The 20,510-nt window shown below is 68.3% G+C and carries 19 protein-coding genes; 6 read left to right on the top strand and 13 right to left on the bottom strand.

Annotation, left to right across the window (positions count from 1 at the left end):
- Positions 1 to 596 precede the first annotated feature (596 nt).
- The 3 genes from V3328_RS05740 to V3328_RS05730 are packed head-to-tail and all read right to left on the bottom strand — an operon-like array spanning position 597 to position 3,744.
- Positions 597 to 1,595, bottom strand: a complete 999-nt coding sequence (locus V3328_RS05740) for an Hsp33 family molecular chaperone (protein WP_340328657.1) — start codon at positions 1,593 to 1,595, stop codon at positions 597 to 599.
- On the bottom strand, positions 1,595 to 2,542 hold the full coding sequence (argF, locus tag V3328_RS05735) for an ornithine carbamoyltransferase (RefSeq protein WP_340328656.1): 948 nt from the start codon (positions 2,540 to 2,542) through the stop codon (positions 1,595 to 1,597). The genes V3328_RS05740 and argF overlap by 1 nt, the downstream gene beginning before the upstream one ends.
- Positions 2,539 to 3,744: an aspartate aminotransferase family protein gene (locus V3328_RS05730; RefSeq protein ID WP_340328655.1), complete on the bottom strand. Its 1,206-nt coding sequence runs from the start codon at positions 3,742 to 3,744 to the stop codon at positions 2,539 to 2,541. Before V3328_RS05730 ends, argF begins: the two co-directional genes overlap by 4 nt.
- A 434-nt stretch (positions 3,745 to 4,178) precedes the next feature.
- Between V3328_RS05730 and V3328_RS05725 the strand changes: the two genes are divergently transcribed.
- On the top strand, positions 4,179 to 4,703 hold the full coding sequence (locus V3328_RS05725; protein WP_340328654.1) for a GcrA family cell cycle regulator: 525 nt from the start codon (positions 4,179 to 4,181) through the stop codon (positions 4,701 to 4,703).
- A gap of 47 nt (positions 4,704 to 4,750) precedes the next feature.
- On the opposite strand, the gene V3328_RS05720 is transcribed toward V3328_RS05725, so the two are convergent.
- Positions 4,751 to 5,782 (bottom strand): AraC family transcriptional regulator, encoded by a 1,032-nt coding sequence (locus tag V3328_RS05720; protein WP_378759006.1) that lies wholly within the window; start codon positions 5,780 to 5,782, stop codon positions 4,751 to 4,753.
- Positions 5,783 to 5,865: 83 nt separating this feature from the next.
- Between V3328_RS05720 and V3328_RS05715 the strand changes: the two genes are divergently transcribed.
- Positions 5,866 to 6,234 carry a DsrE family protein gene (locus V3328_RS05715; protein WP_340328652.1) on the top strand — a complete coding sequence of 123 codons (369 nt, stop codon included), beginning with the start codon at positions 5,866 to 5,868 and terminating at the stop codon, positions 6,232 to 6,234.
- A 6-nt stretch (positions 6,235 to 6,240) separates the two neighbouring features.
- Here the strand turns inward: V3328_RS05715 and phoB are convergent, their stop codons facing one another.
- The 7 genes from phoB to phoR form a co-directional block, all read right to left on the bottom strand.
- The gene (gene phoB, locus V3328_RS05710) at positions 6,241 to 6,942 is read right to left on the bottom strand and encodes a phosphate regulon transcriptional regulator PhoB (protein WP_340328651.1); all 702 of its coding nucleotides are present in this window, start codon (positions 6,940 to 6,942) and stop codon (positions 6,241 to 6,243) included.
- A gap of 54 nt (positions 6,943 to 6,996) precedes the next feature.
- On the bottom strand, positions 6,997 to 7,719 hold the full coding sequence (gene phoU, locus V3328_RS05705; RefSeq protein WP_340328650.1) for a phosphate signaling complex protein PhoU: 723 nt from the start codon (positions 7,717 to 7,719) through the stop codon (positions 6,997 to 6,999).
- 45 nt (positions 7,720 to 7,764) lie between these two features.
- Complete coding sequence (gene pstB, locus V3328_RS05700; protein WP_340328886.1) at positions 7,765 to 8,526, bottom strand: phosphate ABC transporter ATP-binding protein PstB; 762 nt, start codon at positions 8,524 to 8,526, stop codon at positions 7,765 to 7,767.
- A gap of 79 nt (positions 8,527 to 8,605) precedes the next feature.
- Entirely contained in the window at positions 8,606 to 9,898 is a 1,293-nt protein-coding gene (gene pstA / locus V3328_RS05695) for a phosphate ABC transporter permease PstA (RefSeq protein WP_340328649.1), read from the bottom strand.
- Positions 9,895 to 11,274 carry a phosphate ABC transporter permease subunit PstC gene (pstC, locus tag V3328_RS05690; protein ID WP_340328648.1) on the bottom strand — a complete coding sequence of 460 codons (1,380 nt, stop codon included), beginning with the start codon at positions 11,272 to 11,274 and terminating at the stop codon, positions 9,895 to 9,897. Before pstC ends, pstA begins: the two co-directional genes overlap by 4 nt.
- Before the next feature lie 112 nt (positions 11,275 to 11,386).
- Positions 11,387 to 12,424: a substrate-binding domain-containing protein gene (locus V3328_RS05685; protein ID WP_340328647.1), complete on the bottom strand. Its 1,038-nt coding sequence runs from the start codon at positions 12,422 to 12,424 to the stop codon at positions 11,387 to 11,389.
- 202 nt (positions 12,425 to 12,626) lie between these two features.
- Positions 12,627 to 13,940, bottom strand: coding sequence for a phosphate regulon sensor histidine kinase PhoR (gene phoR / locus V3328_RS05680; RefSeq protein WP_340328646.1), 1,314 nt, complete (start codon positions 13,938 to 13,940; stop codon positions 12,627 to 12,629).
- A gap of 169 nt (positions 13,941 to 14,109) precedes the next feature.
- Between phoR and ppk2 the strand changes: the two genes are divergently transcribed.
- From ppk2 to V3328_RS05665, 3 genes are all read left to right on the top strand, one after another.
- Positions 14,110 to 15,009 carry a polyphosphate kinase 2 gene (gene ppk2, locus V3328_RS05675; protein WP_340328645.1) on the top strand — a complete coding sequence of 300 codons (900 nt, stop codon included), beginning with the start codon at positions 14,110 to 14,112 and terminating at the stop codon, positions 15,007 to 15,009.
- A 124-nt stretch (positions 15,010 to 15,133) separates the two neighbouring features.
- Positions 15,134 to 15,448 (top strand): DMT family transporter, encoded by a 315-nt coding sequence (locus tag V3328_RS05670; protein WP_340328644.1) that lies wholly within the window; start codon positions 15,134 to 15,136, stop codon positions 15,446 to 15,448.
- Between the two features lie 97 nt (positions 15,449 to 15,545).
- The gene (locus tag V3328_RS05665; protein ID WP_340328643.1) at positions 15,546 to 16,052 is read left to right on the top strand and encodes a CYTH domain-containing protein; all 507 of its coding nucleotides are present in this window, start codon (positions 15,546 to 15,548) and stop codon (positions 16,050 to 16,052) included.
- An 11-nt stretch (positions 16,053 to 16,063) separates the two neighbouring features.
- Here the strand turns inward: V3328_RS05665 and V3328_RS05660 are convergent, their stop codons facing one another.
- Positions 16,064 to 16,246, bottom strand: coding sequence for a hypothetical protein (locus V3328_RS05660; protein ID WP_340328642.1), 183 nt, complete (start codon positions 16,244 to 16,246; stop codon positions 16,064 to 16,066).
- Between the two features lie 57 nt (positions 16,247 to 16,303).
- Positions 16,304 to 16,774 carry an Lrp/AsnC ligand binding domain-containing protein gene (locus V3328_RS05655; RefSeq protein ID WP_340328641.1) on the bottom strand — a complete coding sequence of 157 codons (471 nt, stop codon included), beginning with the start codon at positions 16,772 to 16,774 and terminating at the stop codon, positions 16,304 to 16,306.
- Between the two features lie 105 nt (positions 16,775 to 16,879).
- On the opposite strand from V3328_RS05655, the gene putA reads away from it, so the two are divergent.
- Positions 16,880 to 20,044, top strand: coding sequence for a bifunctional proline dehydrogenase/L-glutamate gamma-semialdehyde dehydrogenase PutA (putA, locus tag V3328_RS05650; RefSeq protein ID WP_378759000.1), 3,165 nt, complete (start codon positions 16,880 to 16,882; stop codon positions 20,042 to 20,044).
- Positions 20,045 to 20,510 lie beyond the last annotated feature (466 nt).

The following is a 20,510-nucleotide window of genomic DNA, read 5'->3' as shown; positions in this document are numbered from 1 at the left end:
TCCCCCATCCGCGTCATCCCGGCCGAAGCGCCGAAGGCGCGCAGAGCCGGGATCGGAGAGCCTCCGCGCCTGCCGAATTCGCGTTGTCGATACCGAAGAGGTTCCCCGCTCCCGCCGTGGCTCTCCGGTCCCCGACAATCGCGCTGCGATTTCCGGGACGACGATGGAGAGGTCAGGGCGCTCCGCGAGTCACGGCTGTGAGGCCGGCGGCTCCCGTCTCCCCCATCCGCGTCATCCCGGCCGAAGCGCCGAAGGCGCGCAGAGCCGGGATCGGAGAGCCTCCGCGCCTGCCGAAGGCACACAGCCGATACCGGAAAGTTCCCCGCTCCCGCCGTGGCTCTCCGGTCCCGGATAATCGCCGGGCGATTTCCGGGACGACGATGGAGAGAGGTCAGGGCGCTCCGCGAGTCACGGCTGTGAGGCCGGCGGCCCCGCCTCTCCCCTTCCGCGTCATCCCGGCCGAAGCGCCGAAGGCGCGCAGAGCCGGGATCGAAGAGCCTCCGCGCCCGCGCCCGAAGGAAAAGCTGCGCCGATAAAAGGAGAGCCCCCGCGCCCGCCACCTTCCCATCGACGCGCCCACGCAGCTCCGGCGCCGTTCAGGACGTCTCCGACGTCTCCAGCGCCGCCGGGTCGACGTGGTACTCGGTTGAGCAGAACTCGCAGGTGACGACGATCTCGTCGTCCTTGACCATGTCGGCGCGCTCCTCGTCGGAGAAGCCCCGCAACATGTCGGTGATGCGATCCTGCGAGCAGCGGCAGCGCTCGATCAGCTCGGTGGGATCGAACACCCGCACGCCGCGCTCGTGATAGAGCCGGATCAGCAGGTTGCCCGCCGAGATCGACGGATCGATGAGTTCGTGGTCCTCGACCGTCTCGAGGATCATCCGGGCCTCGGTCCATTCGTCGACCTCGTCGAAATCGGGAAGTTCGACGCCCTCGGGCACGTCGCCCGGATCGAGGTCGGGCATGCGTCCGGGCCCGGCCTCGGGAAGATGCTGGACAAGGATGCCTCCGGCGCGCCAGTGGAAGGTGCGGTCGCCGCCCCGGTCGCTGCGATAGGCATGGGCGGCCGCCAGCCGCACCGCCGTCGGGATCTGTTCGGACTGCCGGAAATAGAGCCGCGCGGCGTCTTCCAGCGAACCGCCGTCGAGCGGCACCACGCCCTGGTAGCGGCTCGCATGTGTGCCGGGATCGATCGTCATGGCCATGTGACCGGTGCCGAGCAACGCCCCGACCGGCGCCTGGTCCGCGGCAAACGCCTCGACCCGCTCCCTGTCGAAGGTGGCGCAGGCCCTGATCCGGTTCGGCAGCTCGAAGTCGACGACCAGCAGGTTGACCGGCCCGTCGCTCTGGGTCTGCAGGATGAAGCGGCCCTCGATCTTCAGCGACGCGCCCAGCATCACGGCGAGCGTGGTCGCCTCGGCCAGCAGCGTTGAGACCGCATCGGGATAGGAATGGCGCGCCAGGATGGCGTCGATGGCCGGCCCGAGCCGGACGATCCGCCCGCGCACGTCGAGGCCTTCCACCGAGAAGGGGAGCACGAAATCGTCGGCCGAGGTGTCGAGCACGACGGCCGCCGGCGAGTCTGACGACATCAGGCCGCGCCTGCTCCGAAACACCAGGCCAGGATGCCCTTCTGGGCATGCAGGCGGTTTTCGGCCTCGTCGAACACCACCGATTGCGGTCCGTCCATGACGGAATCCGTGACCTCCTCGCCGCGATGAGCCGGCAGGCAATGCATGAAGATCGCCTTCGGCGACGCCTCGGCCATCAGCGCGTCGTTGACCTGATAGGGTTTGAGCAGGTTGTGGCGACGCTCGCCGTCGTCGTCGCCCATCGAGACCCACGTGTCGGTGACGACGCAGTCGGCGCCGCGAACCGCCTCGAACGGATCGTCCAGCACCTCGACGTCGGCGCCCTCGCGCTGCGACCAGTCGATCAGGCCGTTGGTCGGCGCCAGCTCCGCCGGACAGGCGATCCTCAGGGCGAAGTCGAAGCGCGCCGCGGCGTGCACCCAGGACGCGGTGACGTTGTTGGAGTCGCCGGTCCAGGCGACGGTCCGCCCCTTGATCGGGCCGATGTGTTCCTCGAACGTCATGACGTCGGCCATCACCTGGCAGGGGTGCGACAGTCTGGTCAGCCCGTTGATGACCGGCACCGAGGCGTGCTTCGCCAGTTCCGCCAGCGCCTCGTCGTCGAGGATGCGGATCATGATCGCGTCGACGTAGCGCGACAGCACGCGGGCCGTGTCGGCGATCGTCTCGCCGCGGCCGAGTTGCATCTCCTTGCCAGTCAGGAACACCGTCTCGCCGCCGAGCTGCCGCATCGCCACGTCGAAGGACACGCGGGTCCGCGTCGACGGCTTGTCGAAGATCATCGCCAGCGTCTTGCCCGCGAGCAGCGGCTGGCGGCCGTCGCTGTCGGCCTTCATCTGCCGGCTGTGATCGATGATCCGCCTGAGTTCCGGGGCCGAAACCTCGGTGAGGTCGACGAAGTGGCGGGGTTGTGCGGCACCCGGTCCTGCCGGGGAATGATCGCTCATTGCGCCGCCTCGCCGTCCCTGGCGCCGACGCCGCTTGAGAGGGCCGCGCAGGCCGCATCCATCCGTTCCAGCGCCAGGTCGATGTCCGCCGGCTCGATGATCAGCGGCGGCACGAGGCGCACGACGTTCTCGCCGGCCCCGACCGTCAGGACGTGTTCGGCGCGCAGGGCCGCGATCAGGTCCTTGCTCGGCACCTTGCACTTGATGCCGATCATCAGCCCCTCGCCGCGGATCTCCTCGACGATGTCGGGATAGGTGTCGGCGATCCGCGCCAGCCCCTGGCGGAAACGCAGCCCGGCGTCGCGGACATGCTCCAGGAAGTCCGGTTCGAGGACGATGTCCAGCACCGCATTGCCGACCGCCATGGCCAGCGGATTGCCGCCGAAGGTGGTGCCGTGGATCCCGGGCGCCATGCCCTTCACGGCATCGTTCGTGGCCAGGCAGACGCCGACCGGAAAGCCGCCGCCGATACCCTTGGCGACAGCCATGATATCGGGCGTGACGCCTGACCATTCGTGCGCGAACAGCTTGCCGGTGCGACCGACGCCGGACTGCACCTCGTCGAGGATCATCAGAAGGCCGTGCTCGTCGCACAGTTCGCGCAGCGCCCGCATGAAGGCGTTCGGAGCGACCCTGATGCCCCCCTCGCCCTGCACCGGCTCGATCAGGATGCCGGCGGTCTCGGACCCGATCGCGGCCTTGACCGCGTCGAGGTCGCCGAACGGCACCTGGTCGAAGCCATCCACCTTGGGGCCGAAGCCTTCCAGGTACTTCTGCTGCCCGCCCGCCGCGATCGTCGCCAGGGTCCGGCCGTGAAAGGCGCCTTCGAAGGTGATCAGCCGGTAGCGCTCCGGGGCGCCGTTCACATAGTGGTAGCGGCGCGCCGTCTTGATCGCCGTCTCGACCGCCTCGGCGCCCGAGTTGGTGAAGAAGCAGACGTCCGCGAACGTCGCCTCCGTCAGGCGGTCGCCGAGCTTCGACTGCTCCGGGATTTCCCACAGGTTCGACACGTGCCACAGGCGTCGGGCCTGGTCGGTCAGTGCCTCCACGAGATGGGGGTGGCTGTGGCCGACCGAAACCACGGCGATACCGCTGGCGAAGTCGAGATATTCCTCGCCTTCGACGGTAAACAACCGAATCCCTTCGCCCCGCTCGAAAGCGAGGTCGGCCCGCGCGAAGGTTGGGTATAGCGCAGACGTCACGGCTTAGAATCCTGTCCAGAAACGAAATATGCCGCCTGCTGAGGCGGCACCGGCTTAATTCTAGGCGAGGAGGCAGCGATGTCAATCTGTGCCGCCGGCAACGGGCCGTGGCGCCGACATCCCGCCCCCGGCTATGGCGTCCGACCCCGCCGACATCGGGACAGGACACCCTTCTCCCGCGCGTCTCCCGCGCGCGGGGGCGGGAAAGTGTTGCATTCGCGACTCACATTCGGGGGTTCCTGGGGAAATCGTTGAGGAACCGTTACTGCGGGGTTGCCGGGGAGTCCGCCGGTATTGTAGCTTTCGGGCATTGGGTACGACATTTCGTGCGGCGGACCAGTACGTCACCCAGATTTAGTGGGAACAGCGGCTCGTAAAATCGCGATTCCGCGATGGACTCGGAGTCTGCCCGCAACCTAGACATGGAGTGGCGGATGTCTTGGACAGAAGAACGTGTCGAACTCCTCAAGAAGCTGTGGACCGACGGTCTGAGCGCGAGCCAGATCGCGGCGGAGCTTGGAGGGGTGACGCGAAATGCGGTTATCGGGAAGGTGCATCGGCTCGGACTGTCGGGACGCACCAAGACGACGCGTCCGGCTGCGCCCCGCGTGCGCAAGGCGCGCAGCCCCTCGATGCCGCCGCGGCCCGTCACGCGGGTGATCGGTAACACCGCGCTGAAGTTGAACGTCGTGGCCGAGCAGCAGGTCGAGGCCGAGATCGTCCCCGTGCGCACGCTGGCGCCGGTCACGGAACTGTTCATTCCGCCGGAGCAGCGCGCAACCATCCTGGAGCTCAACGAACACACCTGCAAATGGCCGATCGGCGATCCCGGCCATGACGACTTCTACTTCTGCGGCCGGCGCTCGGAGTCCGGGGTGCCCTATTGCGAGCATCATTGCAGCGTCGCCTATCAGCCGGCCTCGGATCGCAAGCGGTCCAAGGCGTCGGGCGCGAACTGACCCGGGTTCAGCTCTGAAAGCCTACGCCCGGCATCGTCCCTGCGGAGTCAGACGTTGGCGGGCGGGACGGTGACGCCGTTCGAACGGACCGTCCGGTCGCGCGGGTCGTGCCGCCAGGCGGCGGGGGGACAGTGGAAAGCCCGCGAAAAGGCGCGGCTGAAGGCGGCTTCGGTCCCGTAGCCTGCCTCTTCCGCGATCACGGGGATCGGCTTGGCGGTCGTCCTCAGGTCGGTGCTCGCAAGATAGAGCCGCCACTCGCGCACGTAGCGCATCGGCGATGTGGCGAGCACCGCTTCGAACCGGTCCGTCAGGGTGCTGCGCGACAGACCGGCCTCGGCCGCCAGCGTGGCAACGCTCCACTCCCGACGCGGCTGATCGTGGATCAGGGCAAGGCATCGGCCGAGTGCCGGGTCCCCGGCCGCAGCCAGCCAGCCGACCTTCTCCGGCGGCCCGGCGATGATCTGGTGGCGCAAGAGCTCGATGAAGATGATCTCGGTCAGCCGCTCGATGACGGACTGTCCCCCCGGCCGCGGGTGGTCCGTCTCCAGCTCCATTTGCCGGATTGTCGCGGCAAGCCAGCGGGTCTGCTCCGAGGTCGCGGTGCGCACGTGCAGCAGCGTCGGCAATGACTGTCTCAGCGGCCGGAAGTTCACCGCATCGCATTCGAGGTAGCCGCACAGCAGCCGCACCCGGCGGCCGTCGCCGCCGTAGCGCAGCACCGGCAGCTGGTTCCAGGGCTTCGGCGGAAGATCGTCGGTCGGCGAAATCCGGCGGCCGCCGCGGCCTGCGCCCAGTTGATGGCCGGTCGCAAACGGAAAGGCGGCGACGTCGCCGGCCTCGAGCGCCCATTCCCCTCCCTGCATGCGCAGCCAGCATTCGCCTTCGACGAGGATGTGGAACGGGATCGCTGCGACCGCCCGCGTGGCCAGCGCCGCCATGCGCGGCTTGTCGTCGGTTTCCCAGTCGCCTTCCGGCATCAGGCAGAACTGGAGGGCGCCGCCGAGCCGGACCGTGCGCAACAGCGCCGACAGCACGTCTCCGCCCGGGCCCGCCGGCCGAGCCGGCGCCGGCCGTTCGATCAACTCTTTCGGCGCTCCGGCCAAAGACGTCAGGACTCCCGCCGCCTATTGATCATCCGCAGTTCAGGCAGGAGCACATTACAATGACTGCGGAAACCGGAAAACTCGTGATTGTCGTAACCAGGGGCATCGACTCGGAGCTCTCGTCGGTCGCCTTCACGATTGCAAACGGCGCCTTGAGCGCCGGCATGAAGGTGTCGCTCTTTCTCACCAGCACGGCAATCGACCTGGTGCGCAAAGGCGGGCAGACGATGACCCAGGTGGCGCCGCTGGAGCCGCTGGCGGCGCTGATCTCGTCCTTCCAGGACCGCGGCGGCGTCATCTGGGCCTGCCCGCCCTGCGTCGCCTCGCGCGGCTACCGGCAGTCCGACCTGCTGGACGGCGTCGTCGTGATCGGTGCGAGCGCGATGTTCGAGGAAATCCGGACCGGAGCCGCGACGCTGTCCTTCTGAACCTCGTCAGGCGACGGTCACGAACTGCTCGTTGAAGGCGTAGCCGGCGCCGCGCACCGTGCGGATCGGGTCGGCCCGGCGGCCGCGGTTGATCGCCTTGCGCAGCCGTCCGACATGCACGTCGACGGTGCGCTCGTCGACATAGACGTCGCGGCCCCAGACGCCGTCGAGCAGTTGTTCGCGGGTGAACACCCGGCCCGGGCTCTGCATCAGGAATTCGAGCAGCCGGAACTCGGTAGGCCCCAGGTGGATCTCCCGGCCCGAGCGGCGCACCCGGTGGGTGTCGCGGTTGAGCTCGATGTCGCCGGCGTTGAGCACGCTCGCGATCAGCTCAGGCTTGACGCGCCGCAGCAGCGCCTTGACGCGCGCCATCAGCTCCGGGATCGAGAAGGGCTTCACCACGTAGTCGTCGGCGCCGGTGGCGAGACCACGGATCCGCTCCGTCTCCTCGCCGCGCGCCGTCAGCATGATGACCGGCAGCCCGTTGGTTTCGGGACGCGTGCGGATGCGGCGGCACAGCTCGATGCCGGAGATGCCGGGTAGCATCCAGTCCAGCAGCACCAGGTCGGGCGCGCCCTCGCGGATCCGCGTCTCGGCTTCGTCGCCGCGGCTGACCGCGTCGACGTCGTAGCCCTCCGACTCCAGATTGTACCGAAGCAGGAGGGTCAGAGGCTCCTCGTCTTCGACAATCAGGACCTTGGCGTTCATTGCCCCTGAATCCCGTGATTGGTCATCGTCTCGAAGTCGTTCGTCTTCCTGCGATCAGTCATCGGTTTGCGGATAGTCGGCCGGCGTGAAGCTCGAGGCGTCCTTCTTCGGACGCGCCTCGCGCAGCGGTGCGCCGGTGGAGAGATAGTAGATCGTTTCGGCGATGTTGGTGGCGTGGTCGCCGATGCGCTCGATGTTCTTGGCGGCGAACAGCAGATGCGTCGAGAACGTGATGTTGCGCGTGTCTTCCATCATGTAGGTCAGCAGCTCGCGGAAGATCGACGTGTACATGGCGTCGAGCTCGGAATCGCGATGCCAGACGTCCATGGCCTTGTCGACGTCGCGCTGCGTGTAGCTGTCGAGGACGTCCTTGAGCTGGCGCGACGCGATCCGGCTCATGCGGTCGATGCCGAGCGCCGCCTTGACGGCGCCGGTCTCCGACTGGATCGCCACCGCCCGCTTGGCGATGTTCTTCGCCAGGTCGCCGATGCGTTCCAGGTCGGACGAGATCTTGATCGCCGCGATGACCTCGCGCAGGTCGGCCGCCATCGGCTGGCGCTTGGCGATCATCAGGATCGCCAGTTCCTCGATCTCGTGTTCGAGCCGGTCGATCTCCTCGTCGGCGTTGATCGTGCGCATCGCCAGCTCTTCGTCGTGGCGGTTGAGCGCCTGGGTCGCGTCCGTCAGGACCTTCTCCGCATGGCCGCCCATGCGCGTGATCATGATGGCGAGCGCCTTCAGTTCGTCGTCGTAGGAAGTAACGATGTGTTCCGTCATGTCCGTTTCCTCGGTCCGCGGAGGCTTGTCCTCACGTACGTGCGATCAGCCGAAACGGCCGGTGATGTAGTCGTGGGTGCGCTCGTCCTTCGGGTTGGTGAAGATGTGCTCGGTGGGCCCGGCCTCGACCAGGATGCCGAGATGGAAGAAGGCGGTGCGCTGCGAGACGCGCGCGGCCTGCTGCATCGAGTGGGTGACGATGATGATGCAGTAGTTCTCCTTCAGCTCGTCGATCAGTTCCTCGACCTTGGCGGTGGCGATCGGATCGAGCGCCGAGCACGGCTCGTCCATCAGGATGACTTCGGGGCTCACCGCGATTGCCCGGGCGATGCACAGGCGCTGCTGCTGGCCGCCCGACATGCCGGTGCCCGGCTCGTCAAGGCGGTCCTTCACCTCGTTCCAGAGGCCGGCCTTGCGCAGGCTCGTCTCGACGATCTCGTCGAGCGCCGCCTTGTTGCTGGCCAGCCCGTGGATGCGCGGACCGTAGGCGATGTTCTCGTAGATCGACTTCGGGAACGGGTTCGGCTTCTGGAACACCATGCCGACCCGGGCGCGCAGTTCCACCACGTCGAGCGTGCGGTCGTAGATATCGCGTCCGTCCAGCGTGATGTCGCCGGTGACGCGGCAGCCGTCGATGGTGTCGTTCATCCGGTTGATGCAGCGCAGGAAGGTCGACTTGCCGCAGCCGGACGGTCCGATGAAGGCTGTGACCGAGCGCTCGGGAATGTCGATCGCCACGTCGAACAGGGCCTGCTTGGCGCCGTAGAACACGGAAACGTCCTTGGCGGAGACCCGGACGGGGTTCATGTCCGGATCGGGGATGATGATCGGCCCGGTCGCGGCGCGCTGCTCGGCGGTGGTCACTTGGTTCATGTCGTTGCTCCCGTTACCACGTCCGCTCGAGGCGCTGACGCAGGAAGATGGCGATACCGTTCATGATGATGAGGAAGCCCAGCAGCACCAGGATCGCGGCCGACGTCCTGTCGACGAAGCCGCGCTCGGGACTGTCGGCCCAGATGAAGATCTGCGTCGGCAGGGCGGTCGACGCATCGAGCAGGCCGCCGGGCGGCGAGGTGATGAAGGCGTTCATGCCGATCAGCAGCAGCGGCGCGGTTTCGCCCAGCGCCTGGGCGAGGCCGATGATCGTGCCGGTCAGGATGCCCGGCAGCGCCAGCGGCAGGACGTGATGCATGACCACCTGGTGCCGGGAGGCGCCCATGCCGAGCCCGGCCTCGCGGATCGACGGCGGCACCGCCTTCAGCGACGCCCGCGTCACGATGATGATGGTGGGCAGCGTCATCAGCGACAGCACCATGCCGCCGACCAGCGGCGCTGATCGCGGCAGGCCGAAGAAGTTGAGGAAGACGGCCAGGCCCAGCAGCCCGAACACGATGGACGGCACGGCGGCCAGGTTGTTGATGTTGACCTCGACCAGGTCGGTCCACCGGTTCTTCGGCGCGAACTCCTCGAGATAGACCGCCGCCGCGATGCCGACGGGGAACGAGATCAGGAAGCAGACCAGCAGGGCGTAGAACGATCCGACGATGGCGCCGGCCAGACCGGCGAGCTCGGGGAACCGGCTGTCTGAGTTGAAGAACAGGCCCCAGTTGAACGGCGTCGAGATCCGCCCTTCCTCCACGAGCTGGTCGTACCAGCCGATCTGCTGGTCGTCGATCTTGCGCTGATCCTCCGGGAGGTCGCGGCTGAGCACGCCCTTCTCCAGCTGGTCGAAGGGATCGGAGACCGGCACCGTGATGTCGAACGTCGTGCCGATCAGGGCGGGATCGGCGACGACGCGGTCGCGGATCATGTACTGGGTGTTGTTGGTCAGGAGCTGGCCGAGGTCGCGCTGCTGGCGCGGATCGGTGACCTCCGGGAAAAGTTGCGCAAGCGTGTCCTTGACGATCGCCCGGTAGTTGCCCTTGGAGGGATCGTCCTCGCTGACATATTGCGGATCGACGTAGACCGGCACCGTCACCATCGTCTGGACGAAGGAGCGGTAGCCGTTGGCGACCAGCGAGACGATCAGGATGCCGAGCAGCCCGACCGCGATGCAGATCGCGCCGATGCCCAGCAGGCGCAGCCGGCGGTCGGCCATGTGGCGGCGCCTGCGCCTCGCGGCCGCGGCTTCGCTGGACCAGTCGAACTTGGCCGGCAGGGATGCGTCAGCGGTGCTCATTCGTACTGCTCCCGGTATTTCTGGACGATCCGCAAGGCGATGATGTTGAGGCAAAGCGTGACGACGAACAGGACCAGGCCGAGCGCGAAGGCGGCCAGGGTCTTTGGACTGTCGAATTCGGTGTCGCCGATCAGCAGGGTGACGATCTGCACGGTCACCGTGGTCACCGAGTCGATCGGGTTGAACGTCAGCGTGGCGATCAGTCCCGCCGCCATCACCACGATCATGGTCTCGCCGATGGCGCGGCTCAGCGCCAGCAGCACGCCGCCCATGATGCCCGGCAGTGCCGCCGGGAGCATGACCTTGACCATGGTCTCGGCGCGCGTCGCACCGAGCGCCAGCGAGCCGTCGCGCATGGTGCGCGGCACCGCCTTGAGTGCATCGTCCGACAGCGACGAGATGAACGGGATGATCATGATGCCCATCACCGCGCCGGCCGCCAGCGCGCTGTTCGGCGATATGGCGATGCCCATTACCGAGCCGGTCTCGCGCACGGCCGGGGCGACGATCAGCACCGCGAAGAAGCCGTAGACGACGGTCGGGATGCCGGCCAGCAGTTCCATCACCGGCTTGACCACCGTGCGGACGCGGTCGTTGGCGTATTCGACGAGGTAGATCGCCGTGTAGATGCCGATGGGCGTCGCCACGAGCATGGCGATGAAGGCGATCAGCAGCGTGCCGGTGAACACCGGAATCGCGCCGAACGCGCCCTTCCCGGCGACCTGGTCGGCGCGCAGCGCGATCTGCGGCTCCCAGCTCAGGCCGAACAGGAACTCGTGCAGGGGAACGCGCTTGAAGAATTCCCAGGCCTCGAAGACCAGAGAGGCGACGATGCCCACGGTCGTCAGGATCGCCACCAGCGAGCAGAAGATCATCAGGCCCGACAGCACCGTCTCGAAGTTGTTGCGGGCCCGGAACCGGACGGCCAGCCGGCCGCGCGCCACGACCAGCGCGATGATCATCAGCGCCAGCGTCACGACGAGCATCGCCCAGCGCGCGATCGCCTCCCATCGGTTGTACATCTCCGCTGCCCGCGTGATGTCTGGCGTCGGCTCGGCGAAGATGCGCCCGGCGGCGACGTTCTTGATCTCGGAGAGGACGAGGCTCGTGCGCGAGGCGCTGTCACCGTCGAGATAGCCGGCCGGCAGGCTGGACAGCAGCATGTGATCTATGACGGGGCCCTGCAGGAACAGCCAGAGCAGGACGAGAACGAACGCCGGAACGCCTACCCAGACGGCGACGAAGGCGCCGTGATAGCCGGGCAGCGAATGAACGTGGCGGCCGTCGGTGGCGACATAGCGCCTGCCCGCCGTCTGGCCAATGAAGTATCCGACGACTGAAACGATGACGATCAGGAGAAGTGCGTACCCGGCCACGACGGCTCTCCCTGGGAGTCGGCACCGGCGACAAACGGACCGGCGCGGGAAACGGGGAAACGGCCTCGCGCCGCCCGCTGCCGGGCGGCGCGAGAACCGGTAGCCTCTGCGATCAGCTGCCGAAGCGGCTCATCGGCGTGCCGGCTTCGGTGGCTTCGCGGGTCTTCGTGCGCTCTTCCTCCGACAGCGGGATGAGGCCGCGCTCGGAGAGGTAGCCGCCTTCGCCCATCGAGGCCTCGGAGACGTATTCGGTCACGAATTCCTCCAGGCCCGGGACGACGCCGCGGTGCGCGTTCTTGACGTAGAAGAACAGCGGGCGCGACACCGGATAGGAGCCGTCGGCGATGGTCTCGGTCGAGGGCGCGACGCCGTCGATCTTCTCGCCTTCCAGCGTGTCCTGGTTCTCGTACAGGAACGAGAAGCCGAAGATGCCGAAGGCGTTGTGGTCGGCGTTCAGCCGCTGGACGATCAGGTTGTCGTTCTCGCCGGCCTCGACGAACGGACCGTCCTGGCGCATCCGCTTGCAGACTTCGTCCTTCTTGTCGTCCTCGAGAGCCTCGATCGCCGGGAAGGACGCGCAGCCCTCTTCCATGACCAGCTCGACCCAGGCGTCACGGGTGCCGGAGGTGGGCGGCGGGCCGAAAACGGTGATCTCGGCGTCGGGCAGCGAGGGATCGATTTCCGACCACTTCTTGTACGGATTGGCGACGATCTCGCCGTCCACCTCGACCTCGGCGGCGAGAGCCTGGAACAGCTGCGGCCGGGTGATGTCCATCGTGGTGCCTTCGCGCGACGAGGCGAAGGCGATGCCGTCATAGCCGATCAGGACTTCGGTGATGCTGTCCACGCCGGCGTCCTGGCAGGCCTTGTATTCGGATTCCTTCATGGCACGCGAGGCGCCGGTGATGTCCGCGAAATCCGGGCCGACGCCGCCGCAGAAGATCTTCATGCCGCCGCCGGTGCCGGTCGACTCGACGACCGGGGCCGGATTGCCGGTGGCGTTGGCGAATTCTTCGGCAACGGCCTGCGTGAACGGAAACACGGTCGACGACCCGACGATGCGGATCTGATCGCGGGCGGCGGCCGGCGAAGCGGCGATGGCCCCCGCTACCGCGATCGCGGCAACGCTGGCGAATGTGGAATATTTCACGTGATTGCTCCCTGTCAGGATCGGATTGAGTACGCGGTTCGATACGCGTCGGTTCGGACCGAAGCGTTTGCCCGGGCCACATCCCGCCGCGACTCTATGGGCCTCGTGCGATCCTTCTACGACAGGCCTGTAACGTATTGATGACAAGATAATATGTTGTTTTTGTTATGGAATCTCATCCGCACGACTGTGGACGACGGAATCACGTCACATTTTCCGCGCCGTCCAGCAGCACCTTGAATTCCGCCCCCTCCCCGGGCTTGCTGTCGATCAGGAGCTGGCCGTGGTGACGGTTCAGGATGTGCTTGACGATCGCCAGTCCGAGGCCGGTTCCGCCCTTTTCGCGGCTCGAGGCGGTGTCGACGCGATAGAAGCGCTCGGTGAGCCGCGGAAGGTGTTCGGCGGCTATTCCCGGCCCGTAGTCGCGCACCGTGACCGAGGCGCGCGCCGGCTTGCCGGCGCCGCGCTGCACCGACACGGCGGTCACGTCGACCCGGCCGCCCGACTGGCCGTACTTGATGGCGTTATGGACGAGGTTCTGGAAGACCTGCGCCAGTTCGTCCCGATCGCCGACCACCGACAGCGGCCGGTCGCGGATGTCGAGCTTCAGCTCGACGCCGCTCTCGATGGCGAGCGGATGCATGGCGTCGGCGACGTGCTCCAGGATCGGCGCGACGTCCACCACCGTCTCCGGGCGCACATGCGCCTTCAGCTCGATGCGGCTCAGCGACATCAGGTCGTCGATCAGCCGCGACATGCGCCGCGCCTGCACGGCCATGATTTCCAGGAACCGCTCGCGCGCGTCGGCGTCGTTGCGGGCCGGGCCCTGCAGGGTCTCGATGAAGCCGGTGACGGAGGCGAGCGGCGTCCGCAGTTCGTGGCTCGCATTGGCGACGAAATCGACCCGCATGCGCTCGACGCGCTGGGCCTCGGTGAGGTCGCGCAGCAGGACCAGGTAGACGGCCGGTCGCGCCGGGGCGGCCGGGCCGGCGTCGCCCAGCGGGCTCACCCGCGCCTCGAACCAGCGGTCCGCCGGCACCCGCTCGAAGAACGTCACGGTCGCGGTGGCACCGGTCGCCCTCGCCCGCTGCACGGCATCGCCGACCTCCGGAGCCCGCAGCACGAACGAGATCGGCTGGTTCTTCGCGACGACGCCGAACAGCTTGCTCGCCGTCGTGTTCTGGAAGCGGACGTTGCCGGCCCGGTCGATCAGGAAGCACGGATCCGGCAGGCCGTCGGCCACCGCCGCGTATCCGGCAAGCGGGTCCAGGACGTCGGCCGTGCCGGTGGCGCGGTCGGCCGGCTTTCCGTTGGCATCGCCGTGGCGCAGGAGCACGATCGCGACGATGGCGAAGCCGAGCGCCGCGACCGGAAGGCTCAAGCCCGCAAACAGCCAGCAGCCGACGAAGACCGCAGCAGCGATTGCGAGCGGCCAGCGCGCGGCCTCGATGCGCCGCACGAGCGCCGAGGCGCGGGTCGGAGTGCGCCGGGCCGGCTCTGATTCAGTCCGCGTCATGGGTCCCCGAAATCTCGACGTTCGCGCTTCCCTTATCCCCAAGCACCGCCGAGGCCAACTCTCTCGTTGCGGTTTCCCGGGCCGGGCCCGCGCGTTGGCATGCCCGCGTGACACTGCCGTGTCCGGTGATACTGTCTGGGAAAGGGTTCACGGCGCCGGGAGGTCGCAGATGGGAAAATCGAAGGACACGCCGTCCTCCGGCGGCAAGAGTTCGAGGAAGTCGGCCGGCAAGGCCTTCGATCTCGACGATCCGAAGCTTCCGAAGCGCATCGACCATGGCGCGCTGCAGTCGGGCCACTATCCCTATGACAGCAAGATGGACTCCCACGCCTACGAGGACGAGCTGCGGCTGCTGCAGATCGAGCTGCTCAAGCTGCAGGCCCACGTCCGCGATGCCGGCATGCGGCTGGTGGTGCTGTTCGAGGGCCGCGACTCCGCCGGCAAGGGCGGCACGATCCGGCGGTTCATGCGCCATCTCAATCCGCGCCATGCACAGATCGTCGCCCTGTCGAAGCCGAACGAGCGGGAGGCCGGCGAATGGTACTTCCAGCGCTATATTCGCCGGCTTCCGACAAAGGGCGACATCGCCCTGTTCGACCGCTCCTGGTACAACCGGGCCGGCGTCGAGCGGGTCATGGGGTTCTGCACGCCGGAGGAGACGGAACGGTTCCTGCAGGTGGTGCCGACGTTCGAGCGCATGCTCGTGGACGACGGGATCGTCCTGATGAAGATCTGGCTGAACATCGGCCGGGAGATGCAGATGAAGCGGTTTCACGCCCGCCGGCACGACCCGCTCAAGCAATGGAAAATCTCCGACGTCGATCTCGCCGCCATCGAAAAGTTCGACGCCTACACGATTGCCCGCGACGAACTCCTGTCGCGCACCCACACCGAGTACGCCCCCTGGACCGTCATCCGCGCCAACGACAAGAAGCGGACCCGCCTGAACGCCCTGCGCCTCGTGCTGTCGCATTGCGACTACGAGAAGAAGGACGAAAAGATAGTCGGCGTACCGGATCCGAAGATCGTTCTCCCCGCGCCGGCGTTCCTCGCCGATCGCGGCGACTGAGCAGGTCCGGGGCCGCAGCAGCGCCCTTGATTCCGGTGCGGCGATGTTTAAGTGACCTTCCGGAGGACGACCTCCCCCGCAGATTGGGCAATTCGACCGGGACGGCCCGGGCATGGTGAGCATCATGTCGTGGGTCTTTTTGTTTCTTGCCGGTCTTCTCGAGGTTGTCTGGGCGACTGCGATGAAGGAATCGCAGGGCTTCACCCGTGCCGTGCCGACGGCGATCACGCTCGCAGCATTGGCCGGTTCGATGGGACTGCTGGCGATCGCGATGCGCAGCCTGCCGCTCGGCACCGCCTACATGGTCTGGACCGGGATCGGCGCGATCGGCGCGTTCGCAGCCGGTGTCTGGTTCCTCGGCGAGGCGCTCACCCTGCAGCGGGTCGTGGCGGCCCTGCTGATCGTCGCCGGGATCGTGACGATGAAACTGTCCCACTGACCGTCCGGTCGTCGGGGCGCGGGAGGCCTTGAGCAAGTCCTCCCCGGGTGGAATCATTCCGCGACGATCCTGGCACGGGAGGCGACGGCGAGCGATCATGGCGAAGGAAATCGAACGGAAGTTCCTCGTTGCCGGCGACGGCTGGCGGCGTGGGGGCCATTCCAGCATGCGCCTGCGCCAGGCCTATCTGGCCAGCACCGACGCCGCCGCGATCCGGGTGCGCATCGTCGATGACCGCGACGCGTTCCTGACCATCAAGTCCGCCGGCAAGGGCATGTCCCGCGACGAGTTCGAATATTCGATCCCCGTCGCGGACGCCGAGGCGATGCTGGCGCTGCGGGTGGGAGAGATGATCGAGAAGATCCGCCACGCGATCCCCTGCGCGGACGGCGACCTCACGGTGGACGAATTCGGCGGCGGCAACGAGGGACTCGTGATCGCCGAGATCGAACTGCCGGACGAGGCCTGCGATCCGGCGCTGCCGGACTGGATCGGCGCCGAGGTCACCGACGACCGCAGGTTCTACAATGCGAGCCTTTCCGCCCGGCCGTTCTCCGCCTGGGCGCCTGCGGACCGCGCGGCCATACTCGGCAGCGGCGGATAGCCCTCAAGCCGTCACTTCTTCCGGGCGGGCCCGGCCGTCGGTATCTCGTGCCCCGGGCTGACGACGGCAGGCGGATCGCTGGCCGGAAACGTCTCTTCGAGACCCTCATCGAGCAGGTGGTTGAGATGCTCCTTGCGCTTCGTCCGGTCGTCCTCTTCGGACATCGGCCGCGGCTTTCGCGATTGCTTCGTCATGACATCTCCTTCGCCCGGAGCCGGAGGCTCGCGTTTCGTTGCACCGGCGACACTCCTTTATATGGGGAGCATCCCCTCGGACTTCACCTCCTCCATCACCGCATAGGTATGGGTCTCGCGCACCCCCGGCATCGCCAGCAGCACATCGGCGAGGAAGCGGCGGTAGGCGGTCATGTCGGCGACGCGCGCCTTGACCAGGTAGTCGAAGCCGCCGGCCACCATGTGGCACTCCATCACCTCCGGGGCGCGGCGCACGGCAGCGGCAAAGGTATCGAACACGTCGGGCGTGGTCCGGTCGAGCTTCACCTCGACGAAGACCAGCAGGCCGAGCGCCAGCTTCCCCGGGTCGAGGCGCGCCGAATAGCCCAGGATGACTCCGTCGCGGGTCAGCCGCCTGACCCGTTCGGCCGTCGCCGTCGGCGACAGCCCGACGCGCTCCGCCAGGTCGAGCGTCGTCATGCGCCCCTCCGTCTGCAGGGCGGCGAGGATGCGGCGATCGATACGGTCGATTCCGTGAATTTCGCGCATCGCCGCCTGTTTCGCCTTCGCTGCCACCGCAATCCCCGCCCATTTCCGTGAAAGTCACCATGTATTACCTGATATCGTGGAGAATATCCAAGCGTGGAGGCTGATTTGCCCGCAGATGCTTCGCCGACCCTCGACCCGGCCCCGGACGGCGCCCCGCCGTCCGGCCCCGAGGTCGTCCCCGGTTTCGCCGCCCCCTACGCCGCCGCCGACGGCCCGCTGATCGCCCGCCTGCTCGCCGACACCCGGCTGTCGCCGGAAGCCGAGGACCGCGTCGACGACACCGCCCGCCTCCTGATCGACGGCATCCGGGCGCGCATCGGCGGCATCGGCGGGGTTGAGGACTTCCTGCGCGAGTACGGCCTGTCGACCCGCGAGGGCCTGGCGCTGATGGTGCTGGCCGAGGCGCTGCTGCGGGTTCCCGACGCCGCCACCGCCGACCGGCTGATCGAGGACAAGCTCGGCGTCGCCGACTGGTCGGAGCACGAGGGCCACGGCGACACGTGGCTCGTGTCCGCCTCGACCTGGGCGCTCGGCCTGTCGACCCGCTTCGTCCATCCCGGCGAGACGCCGGAGGGCATCATCGCCGGCCTCGTCAAGCGGCTCGGGCTGCCGGCCGTGCGCACCGCGACGCGGCGGGCGATGCGCGTGCTCGGCCACCAGTTCGTGCTCGGCGAGACGATCAGGGATGCACTTTCCCGGGCCCGCTCGGCGTCGAGCCGCGGCCTGCGCTATTCCTACGACATGCTCGGCGAGGGCGCCCGCACCCAGGCCGACGCCGACGGCTACTTCGCCTCCTACGCCAATGCCATCGACGCGATCGGCAAGACCGCCGGCAACCGTCCCCTGCCCGACCGGCCGGGCATCTCCGTCAAGCTGTCGGCCCTGCACCCGCGCTACGAGGCGGTGAAGCGCGAGCGCGTCATGCGAGAGCTGGTGCCGAGCCTGATCGAGCTCGCCCGCAAGGCGAAAGGCTTCGACCTCAACCTCACCGTCGACGCCGAGGAGGCCGACCGGCTGGAACTGTCGCTCGACGTCTTCGCCGCCGCGCTCGCCGATCCCTCGCTGGCCGGCTGGGACGGCTTCGGGCTTGCCGTGCAGGCCTACCAGAAGCGCGCGCCGCGGGTGATCGACTGGCTCCGCGAGGCAGCCGAGCACCACGACCGCCGCCTCATGGTGCGCCTCGTCAAGGGCGCCTACTGGGACACCGAGGTGAAGCGGGCGCAGGAGCGCGGCCTCGACGGCTTCCCTGTGTTCACCCGCAAGCCGGCGACCGACCTCTGCTACATGGCCTGCGCCTCACGCCTGCTGGCGGCGCGGCCCCGGCTCTATCCGCAGATCGCCACCCACAACGCGCTGACCGTCGCCGGCGTCCTGGAGATGGCCGGCGGCGCCGATGGCTACGAATTCCAGCGCCTGCACGGCATGGGCGAGGCGCTCTACGAGACGCTGGCCAGGCACGTGCCGCAGGCCGCCTGCCGGATCTACGCCCCGGTCGGCGGACATCGCGACCTGCTCGCCTACCTCGTCCGTCGCCTGCTCGAGAACGGCGCCAATTCCTCCTTCGTCTCGGTGGTCGGCGACAAGTCGGTGCCGGTCGAGCGGCTGCTGGTGCGGCCGGCGGCCTATCTCGGCCCCGACGAGCCGGCCCGCCATCCGGCGATCCCGCTTCCCGTCGACCTCTACCGGCCGCGGCGCGCCAATTCGCGCGGCCTCGAGTTCGGCCACCGCGCGGCGCTCGCCGCGCTGGTGAAGGGTGTCGACGCGACCGCCGTCCCGGTCGCCGACGCGCGCCCGGTGGCCGGCGGCAAGGCGCTGCAGGGCACCGCGCGTCCGGTCGTCAGCCCGGTCGACGGCAAGACCGTTGTCGGTACCGTCCACGAAGCCGCGCCCGACACCGCCGACGCGGCGGTCGAGGCGGCGGCGAAGGGCTTCGCCGCCTGGTCGCGGGTCGTCCCCGAGGAGCGCGCCCGCATCCTCGAGCGCATCGCCGATGCCTACGAGGACAAGCAGGACGACCTGATGGCGCTGCTGGCGGCCGAAGGCGGCCGCACCCTCGTCGACGGGCTCGCCGAGGTCCGCGAGGCCATCGATTTCTGCCGCTACTACGGCGCCGAGACCCGCCGGGTCTTCGTGGAAAAGGTCATGCCCGGCCCGACCGGCGAGGAGAACCGCTACCGCCACCGCGGCCGCGGCGTCTTCGTCTGCATAAGCCCGTGGAACTTCCCGCTGGCGATCTTCACCGGCCAGATCGTCGCGGCGCTTGCCGCCGGCAACGCCGTCGTCGCCAAGCCGGCCGAGCAGACGCCGCTGGTCGGCGCTTTTGCCGTGCGGCTGATGCACGAGGCCGGCATCCCCGGAGAGGCGCTGCAGATCGTCCCGGGCGACGGCGCGGTCGGCGCGCGGCTTGTCGGCCACCGCCGTGTCGCCGGCGTCGCCTTCACCGGCTCCACCGAAACCGGCGGGAAGATCAACCGGGCGCTCGCCGCCAAGGACGGGCCGATCGTGCCGCTGATCGCGGAGACCGGCGGCATCAACTCGATGATCGTCGACGCCACCGCCTTGCCCGAGCAGGTCGCCGACGACGTCGTGATGTCCGCCTTCCGCTCCGCCGGCCAGCGCTGCTCGGCCCTGCGCCTGCTGCTGGTGCAGGAGGACGTCGCCGACAAGGTGATCGACATGATCTGCGGCGCCGCCCGCGAACTGACGCTCGGCGATCCCGCCGACCCCGCCACCGACATCGGCCCGGTCATCGACGCGGAGGCCCGCGACAGGCTCGCCGCCCATGTCGCCCGCATGGAGACGGAGCAGACGGTCCGCTTCTCCGGTGCCACTCCCGACGGACCGCTGGCCGGCGGCACCTGGTTTGCCCCGCACGTGGTCGAGCTTGAATCGGCGGCCGACCTCACGGAGGAGATCTTCGGCCCAGTGCTGCACGTGGTGCGCTGGAAGGCGCGCGACCTCGACGCCGTGATCGACCGGATCGGGGCCACCGGCTACGGCCTGACCCTCGGCGTCCACAGCCGCATCGACGCCGTCCATCGCAAGGTCGCCGACCGGCTGCCCGTCGGCAACGTCTACGTCAACCGCAACATCATCGGCGCCGTCGTCGGCACCCAGCCCTTCGGCGGTTCCGGCCTGTCGGGCACCGGTCCCAAGGCCGGCGGCCCCGACTACCTCGCCCGCTTCGCCCAGGAGCAGGTCGTCTCGATCAACACCGCCGCCGCCGGCGGCAACGCCTCGCTGATCGCCATCAGCGACGACCGCGGCTAGGAGGCGACGCACCGGGCAAAGCGTCCGCGGCGACCCCCGGGGCGATCCCTCGCTCCGCTCATCTCCGCGGACCCTACCTCCCAACGCCCCCTCCCGATCATCCCCGCGGACCCAGCCCGGTGAACGCCACCTTCCGCTCATCCCCGCGGACTTGCGCAATCGACCACTCTCCGCTCGTCCCCGCGGAAGCGGGGACCCAGCGCAAGGCCCGGCGAAGCCGCCGCTTTCCCCCCGCCAAACGCCCTCTCCCACGTCATCCCGGAAACGGCGCAGCCGTTATCCGGGATCGGAGAACCGGGGCGCCACCTGTGGCTCCCCGATCCCGGCTCTCCGCTGCGCTCCGGCCGGGATGACGAGGGAGACGGAATGCAGCGGCTTCTCCACGCTGACAGGAATAGCCCGAGACGCGCCCCCTCCCCCCGCTCGTCCCCGCGGACGCGGGGGCCCCAGCGCAACGACCCGGCCA

Source organism: Microbaculum marinum, assembly GCF_037855135.1.
Classification (GTDB): domain Bacteria; phylum Pseudomonadota; class Alphaproteobacteria; order Rhizobiales; family Tepidamorphaceae; genus Microbaculum; species Microbaculum marinum.
Note: the sequence above shows the minus strand (reverse complement) of the source record. Positions and strands in the feature narration are given on the sequence as shown.